This window comes from Streptomyces sp. NPDC048604 (assembly GCF_043199435.1).
Lineage (GTDB): Bacteria > Actinomycetota > Actinomycetes > Streptomycetales > Streptomycetaceae > Streptomyces.
In genome coordinates, this window is the sequence record NZ_JBICVX010000011.1 from 301,030 (window position 1) to 307,947 (window position 6,918).

Below are 6,918 nucleotides of genomic sequence, written 5' to 3' on the forward strand. Positions count from 1 at the left end.
TCGCGCCCGGCTGGAGAGGGCGAACGCCCCTGGGGCGCCGGTGCGGTGATCGGCGGTGACCGGTGATAATGCCCGTATGCGCATCTCAGCCAGGGCGGACTACGCGGTACGGGCCGCCCTCCTCCTCGCCGGCACCGCCGAGGCCGGTCCCCTGAAGGCGGAGGCCATCGCCGAGGCGCAGGAGATCCCGCACAAGTTCCTCGAAGGCATCCTCAACGACATGCGGCGCGGCGGGCTGGTGGTCAGCCAGCGCGGCGCCAGCGGCGGCTACCGGCTGGCCAGGGCCGCCGAGGACATCTCCGTCGCCGATGTGGTGCGGGCGGTCGAGGGTCCGCTGGTCTCGGTACGCGGCGTGCGCCCGCCGGAGCTTTCGTACGACGGCCCCGCGACCTCGCTCCTGCCGCTCTGGATCGCCCTGCGCGCGAACGTCCGCCAGATCCTGGAAGGCGTCTCGCTGGCGGACATCGCCTCCGCCGAACTGCCCGACTCCGTGCACGCCCTGGCGCAGGATCCGGCCGCCTGGACCAATCCCTGACACGAAGCGCAAGGCTCCGACCTGCGAAGTCTCGAAACGCAAGACGAGTTCGTCCAGGATGTGAAATCACTCTTGGGGCCGAAACCCGCCCTCTGCCACTATGCCTATCAACCAGGTGGGAAAACTAGGGAATCTCAGAGGGGGTGGCAGCTGTGCGCACGCAGAAGCAGGCAGGCGACTCGCTCCCCCTTCTCACCTCCCGCCGGCACATCGACCTCGGCCACACCGCCAGCGCCATCTGTCAGTAGCGCTGGTCCCGTTCAGCGATCCGGCCCCCGCCCGCAGAACACACCACCGTCGGCCGTCGGACACATCCCGGCCGCCCGAGCACGCGTCGACCTTCCGTGAAAGGACACCTCTGTGTCTGCCGCAAGACCGCTCTCCGCCCTGCGCACCATCGCCGCCGTAGCGGCGCTCCCCCTCCTGCTCACCGCCTGCGGTTACGGCTCCGAGGCCAAGAGCGACGAGAAGAAGGTGGCCGCCGAGGGCGAGAAGCTCTCCGCCGACGCCGTCCGGCTCGGGTACTTCCCGAACCTGACGCACGCCACCGCCCTGGTGGGACACCAGGAAGGCATCTTCCAGAAGGAACTGGGCGGCACCCAGCTGAAGGTCTCCACCTTCAACGCAGGCCCCTCCGAGATCGAGGCCCTGAACGCCGGCTCGATCGACATCGGCTTCATCGGCCCCTCGCCGTCCATCAACGGCTACACCAAGTCCAAGGGCACCAACCTGCGCATCATCGGCGGCTCGGCCTCCGGCGGCGTGAAACTGGTCGTCAACCCGGACAAGATCAAGACCCTGGACGACGTCAAGGGCAAGCGCATCGCCACCCCCCAGCTCGGCAACACCCAGGACGTGGCCTTCCTCAACTGGGCCTCGGAGAAGGGCTGGAAGGTCGACCCCCAGAGCGGCAAGGGCGACGTCTCCGTCCTGCGCACCGACAACAAGGTCACCCCCGACGCCTACAAGTCCGGCTCCATCGACGGCGCCTGGGTGCCCGAGCCGACCGCCTCCAAGCTCGTCAGCGAGGGCGCGAAGGTGCTGCTCGACGAGTCGGACCTGTGGCCCGACAAGAAGTTCGTGATCACGAACATCATCGTGTCGCAGAAGTTCCTGAAGGACCACCCCGACGTCGTCGAGGCCGTGCTGCGCGGATCGGTGAAGACCAACGCCTGGATCAACGCCAACCCGGACAAGGCGAAGGCCTCGGCCAACGCCAAGCTGAAGGAACTGTCCGGCAAGCCGCTCGGCGACAAGGTCATCAACAGCGCCTGGCCCTCGATCCAGTTCACCGACGACCCGCTGGCCGCCACGCTCCAGGCCCAGGCCGACCACGCGGTGAAGGCCGGTCTCCTGGAGAAGCCCGACCTGAAGGGCATCTACGACCTCACGGCCCTGAACAAGGTCCTCAAGGCCACCGGCAAGCCCGAGGTCTCCGACGCCGGCCTCGGCGCCAAGTAAGGTCCAGGGCCGGGTTCACTCCTCGTCGACGATGTGCATCGCGGCCTCCTCGGCGGAGGCCGCGCCGCCGTCGAGGCCGAGGTCGCGGGCCGTCGGTTCCGAGAGGACGGGCCCGGTCCCCTGGTCCTCGGACATCAGGCGGCCGGCTTCAGGGCCGCCGACCTGGTCGTCGAGGAGCTCGCCGTCGGTGTCCGCCGCGTCGCCGATGCCGTCACCGGCCGGGACGACGACGTCGGGAACCTCCTCCGCGAGCCGCTCGTCGAGGGATTCGCCGCGTACCCGCTCGGCCGCCGTCACGCCCGTGTGCTCGACGCCCAGGGGGCGTTCGGGCGGTGAGTACCCTTCGTCGAGCGGGTCGCCCGCGGATCCGTCGAGGGTGTCCTCGTAGTCCAGGACGCCCGCGTCGTCCTGGACCTCGCTGCCGTCGGGCTGATAGACGTCGTCGCCCCACGCTTCAGGCTCGGTCATGTGGACCTCCCTTCGTTCCACCGCGCCTCAAGGCGCGGTGTGGGGAAGGGCGAAACGGAAGGCACCGGCTCCGCTGCCCATCTGGAGCCAGAGGTACCGGGGCTGGGTGACCACGCGCAGGGCGATGGCCGCGCAGCCGGGGCAGCGGGCGGTCAGGCCGGGTTCGGGTCCGTAGACGTGCAGTTGAGCCATGGTCGCCGGCAGTCGGCAGTCGGGGCACAGCCGCCAGGCCGTGGTCGGGTCGATGGCGAAGACCTCCCCGAGCGGACCGGCCAGGGCGTTGCCGTCGAGGTACAGGGGATGCTCGTTCATGGCGGGGCTCCTCACCGTGCGGCGCGGGTGTGTCAGCCGAAGCGTTCGGTACGGATCTGGCCGGGTGCGTATCCGGTGGCCAGGAGAAGGGCGCTGACGTGCTCGACGAATCCGGTCGGACCGCAGACGTAGCAGCGGGTGCCCGAAGAGGGCGGGAGGTCCAGCAGGTCGGGCTGCGTCATACGTCCTGCGGGGCGTTCGAAACCGGCGGGTGCCGTGCGGGTGTAGAGGCGTCGGACGCGCACGGGGTCGGCGGCGGCGTCGAGTTCCGCGGCGTACCAGACCTCGTCCGGTCCGCGCACGGAGTAGAGGAGTGTGCAGGGCTCGTCCGACGCCGTTCCCAGCCGTGCACGCAACATCGCCATCAGGGGCACCACGCCGGAGCCTCCGGCGACGAGCAGGAGCGGGCCGCGGTCCTGCGGCGTCCACACGAACCAGCCGCCGAGCGGTCCCTTGACCTCGACCTCGGCGCCGACGGGCAGGGCGTTCGCGAGGTACGGGGAGACCTCACCGCCCGCCGTCGCCTGGACGCCCAGCTCGATGCCGTCGGTGTCGGCGGGCGCCGCGAGCGAGTAGCTCCGTACGGCCTGGTACCCGTCGTCGGCGGTCAGCCGTACGTCGACGTGCTGGCCGGCCAGGTGTCCGGGCCACTGCGGGACCTCGAACCGCAGCGTGCGGCCGGTCGCCGTCTGGTCCGTCCGCTCCGTGAGCCGGGCCCGGCGCCATCCGTGCATCAGTCGCTCCAGTAGCGCTGCTCACGCCATGGATCGCCGTAGTCGTGGTAGCCGGCCGATTCCCAGAAGCCGGGTTCGTTGTCCGGTGTGAGGATGAGGCCCTTGATCCACTTCGCAGACTTCCAGAAATACAGGTGCGGGATGACGAGGCGGGCCGGGCCGCCGTGGTCCGGGGAGAGCGGGTAGCCGTCGTAGGTGTGCGCCAGCCACGCCTTGCCGTCGGTCACGTCCTCCAGCGGAAGGTTGGCGGTGTAGCCGTCGAACGACTCGGCGACGACGAAGTCGGCCGCCGTCTCCACCTCGTCGAGCAGGACGTCGAGCGAGACGCCGCGCCAGGCGGTGTCGAACTTCGACCACCGGGTCACGCAGTGGATGTCGACGGTGGGCTCCTCCTGCGGGAGGGCCATCATCTCGTCCCACGTCCAGGACCGGCTCTCCCCCACCTCGGTGGTCACGGTGAACGACCATCGGTCGGTGGGGATGTGCGGGGTGGGCCCGGCGGACAGGACGGGAAACGACTCCGTCGGATACTGCCCCGGCGGCAGTCGGCCCTCGAAGGCGTGCGTCTTCCCGTGGAACCCTGGCGACAGGCTGTCCATGGGTCCGTTCCTCTCGCTCGCAGTCGCCCGCCGTCGTCCTGGCGGGGCTGGAGGTCGTCATCCGCCGTCTCGTTCGGGGCGGGCTGAGCGGCAGGCTGGGCGGCGGGTGGGGCGGCAGGGCCGCAACGGCCGCGCGCACTGCGGCTGTGGCATCGCGCCATGGGGACACGGTGCACCGTGTCCCTTGCTCTTCACCCCATGATCCCCGCCCACCGTGCCCGCGCAACCCGGCGTACGACAGGGGGTGGGGGCGGCGGTGCCCCCCCGTTCAGTGCGGTGGCGGCAGCGGGTCCAAGGCGTTGGCGATGGTGCAGCCGCCCTCTCCGGGCATCCGCTGGATCCGGGGCGGCACCCACACCTCGGTGGCACCGGGGGCCACGCGGGCAAGAAGGCAGTCCTGCGCGTCGAACCCGTTGCCCTTCACCGACAGGAGCACGCCGACCCGGCCGCCGTCCGCCTTCACCTCGGTGCGGATCGCGGGATCCATGTCCAGGGCGGCGAGCGTACGGCGCACCTCGGCCTCATCCGCCCGGCCGCCTGCCGGCACCCGGGGAAGTTTCGCGCGGAGCTCCTCGTACGGGAGTCGGGGCGGCTCGGGTGGCGGGGCGAAGGTCAGCGGAAGGCCGTCCGGGCATGGCACGTCACGGGGATCCTCACGCCACTCCGACTTGGGCGACACCCGCACCGTGAAACAGCGCCGCACGACGACCTCCTCGACGTCGAACCACGCGTCGTACGCCGAGCCGGACGTGCGGACGACGACGTCGACGCCGTCCCCGTCGTGCGTCTAGGTACCCGTCACCCGCATGACCTCCACCCCGTCGATGCCGGCAGCGGAGCGCCCGACCTCCTCCGCCGTGCGCGGGCGCTGGCCGTACAGCCGCTCCCCCGCCTTCCTGGCCACCTCCCGTGCGGCGCCCGTCGCCTCGTCCGCGGAGGACTCCACCACTCCGCAGGCGGCGGTGAACAACAACAACGGTGCGAGCAGCAGCAGTCGGCGCATGCGTCCACCTTCCCGGCGCCGCGCGCGGCGGACGACCGCTCACGTACCCAGACCGGCGTAGGTGATCGTACTCAGGCGGTGCGGCGGTCGGACGGGGCGTCCGCGCGAAGTTCCGGCAGGGCGTACGCCTCGACCTCGCCCCCGCCTCTCACCCCGACACGTCGTCAGCTCCAGGCGCTGCGCAGCTCGTCCCGGTGCGCGGTGATCCAGGCCTCGAAGTCCTGTAGTTCCGGCACGAGTTGGCGGACCGCGTCGACGTCGCGCGCGGCGACGAACCGCTGCTCGCAGTCGGCGTAGTACTGGAACATGTTCCCGGTCTCCGCCGCCGCCGGCCGGTCCTGCGCGCGGTACGCGTCGGGGCTCAGCGGCCGGTAGCGCACCGGCAGGCCGAGGCGTTCCGTCAGGACCGCCGCCATGTCGGCGACGGTGAGGTGCCCGCCGGCGATGCTGACCGTCGCGGCGATGAGGTCGGTCCCGCGCCGGAACACGGCCAGGGCGACCCTGCCGATGTCGTCGGCCGCGATCCCGCAGAGTCGCTTCTCCCCCATCGGGAACGTCAGCCGCAGCTCGCCGTTCTCGGCGCGGCTCGGGGCGAACGAGTCCAGCAGGTTGCCCCAGTAGAAAGTGGTGCGCAGGAAGGTCGTCGGCACGCCCTCGTCGCCGAAGTACCGGTCCGCCTCCGCCTTGCCGTCGAAGTGCGGCACCTTGTAGCGCTCCTGGAGCGTCGGCATGCGCGGGTCGTCGAGCGGGATGCAGTCGCGGGTGTCCTCCAGCGTGGACCAGATCGCGTGCTGCACCGCCGCGTGCCCGGCGGCCTGGGCCAGGGCGCGGGCCTGCGCCTGCTCGCGTTCGACGGACATGTGCTCCCAGAAGTTCGTGACGAGGTACGCGCCGTAGGCGTGCTCGAACGCGGGCTTCAGGCTGGGCGGGTCGTCCATGTCCGCCCGGACGATCTCGGCGCCGCGACGCGCCAGTTCCTGCGCCGGCTCCGACTCCGGATGCCGGGTGATCGCGCGTACGCCGAACTCCCCGTCCGGGTCCGACAGGATCGCGCGGGCAAGGCCGCCACCCTGCCGGCCGGTCGCCCCGAACACCGTGATGATCTTCTTGTCGGTCATGGCTCACTCGCCTCAAACGGGTCTGCCGCCTGCCCCGCGACTACCCAGGGCGCGCGTCGCCAGTCCTCGGCGGCCGGGGCGGGCCGACGCATCGCGAGGCAGTCGCCGTACGACGGTGAGGGCTCTCGCTGCTCAGGCCTGGAGCAGGGCGCTGACCAGCAGGTTCCGGGCGCTCAGAGCACGTGCCGACGCCCTGTCGCGGGGCCAGATGCACAGTGGGTGTCCGCGACGGCGCTGCGCCGGCTCGGTGCGAAGTCAGCCGAACAGAGGACGCGTTCGAGGTCGAGACCCCGGAACGCGCTTACGGATCCCGGTCCCGCCGTCGACCACGGCGATCAGACGATCACGGCCTTCAGACGATCACGGCGAGCCGGTCCACCAGTAGCTCCGCTCTCCGCTCGGCGTCCCCCGTGGGCAGTCGTCCCGCCCGGGTCAGGGTGGCCAGCCCGTGAAGGGCCGCCCAGAACGTCTCGGTGAACAGTCCCGGGTGGACGCCTTCCCCGGCGACCTCGGCGAGAGTCTCCAACAGGGCGGCGAAGCCGTCCTTCAGCGGCTCCGGGGTGTCCTCGTTCGCGAACAGCAGGCCGCCGTCCAGCTGGAACATGGCGTCGTAGACCGCCGGGTTGCGCTCGGCGAAGTCGAGGTAGGCGCGGGCGAGGGCGGCGACCCGGGCGCGCGGGCCGTCCGC

At 71.2% G+C, this 6,918-nt stretch carries 10 protein-coding genes; 2 read left to right on the forward strand and 8 right to left on the reverse strand.

What is annotated here, in order from left to right; translation table 11 throughout:
• Positions 1-76: 76 nt before the first annotated feature.
• A complete protein-coding gene (locus tag ACGFMM_RS23715) occupies positions 77-535 on the forward strand; it encodes an RrF2 family transcriptional regulator (RefSeq protein ID WP_393648411.1) in 459 nt (152 codons plus the stop codon).
• 360 nt (positions 536-895) lie between these two features.
• On the forward strand, positions 896-1,996 hold the full coding sequence (locus tag ACGFMM_RS23720; RefSeq protein ID WP_393648412.1) for an aliphatic sulfonate ABC transporter substrate-binding protein: 1,101 nt from the start codon (positions 896-898) through the stop codon (positions 1,994-1,996).
• A gap of 15 nt (positions 1,997-2,011) precedes the next feature.
• Here the strand turns inward: ACGFMM_RS23720 and ACGFMM_RS23725 are convergent, their stop codons facing one another.
• The 8 genes from ACGFMM_RS23725 to ACGFMM_RS23760 all read right to left on the reverse strand — a co-directional run.
• Complete coding sequence (locus tag ACGFMM_RS23725) at positions 2,012-2,464, reverse strand: DUF5709 domain-containing protein (RefSeq protein ID WP_393648413.1); 453 nt, start codon at positions 2,462-2,464, stop codon at positions 2,012-2,014.
• A gap of 27 nt (positions 2,465-2,491) precedes the next feature.
• Positions 2,492-2,776 (reverse strand): DUF6510 family protein, encoded by a 285-nt coding sequence (locus ACGFMM_RS23730; RefSeq protein ID WP_393648414.1) that lies wholly within the window; start codon positions 2,774-2,776, stop codon positions 2,492-2,494.
• Positions 2,777-2,808: 32 nt separating this feature from the next.
• Positions 2,809-3,510, reverse strand: coding sequence for a ferredoxin reductase (locus tag ACGFMM_RS23735; RefSeq protein WP_393648415.1), 702 nt, complete (start codon positions 3,508-3,510; stop codon positions 2,809-2,811).
• Positions 3,510-4,109: a sulfite oxidase-like oxidoreductase gene (locus ACGFMM_RS23740; protein WP_393648416.1), complete on the reverse strand. Its 600-nt coding sequence runs from the start codon at positions 4,107-4,109 to the stop codon at positions 3,510-3,512. Before ACGFMM_RS23740 ends, ACGFMM_RS23735 begins: the two co-directional genes overlap by 1 nt.
• 268 nt (positions 4,110-4,377) lie before the next feature.
• Entirely contained in the window at positions 4,378-4,749 is a 372-nt protein-coding gene (locus ACGFMM_RS23745) for a hypothetical protein (RefSeq protein ID WP_393648417.1), read from the reverse strand.
• Between the two features lie 147 nt (positions 4,750-4,896).
• Positions 4,897-5,112 (reverse strand): hypothetical protein, encoded by a 216-nt coding sequence (locus ACGFMM_RS23750; protein ID WP_393648418.1) that lies wholly within the window; start codon positions 5,110-5,112, stop codon positions 4,897-4,899.
• A gap of 164 nt (positions 5,113-5,276) precedes the next feature.
• A complete protein-coding gene (locus ACGFMM_RS23755; protein WP_393648419.1) occupies positions 5,277-6,230 on the reverse strand; it encodes an NmrA/HSCARG family protein in 954 nt (317 codons plus the stop codon).
• Positions 6,231-6,582: 352 nt separating this feature from the next.
• On the reverse strand, positions 6,583-6,918 hold a 336-nt coding region (locus tag ACGFMM_RS23760; protein WP_393648420.1), incomplete at its 5' end, for a TetR-like C-terminal domain-containing protein.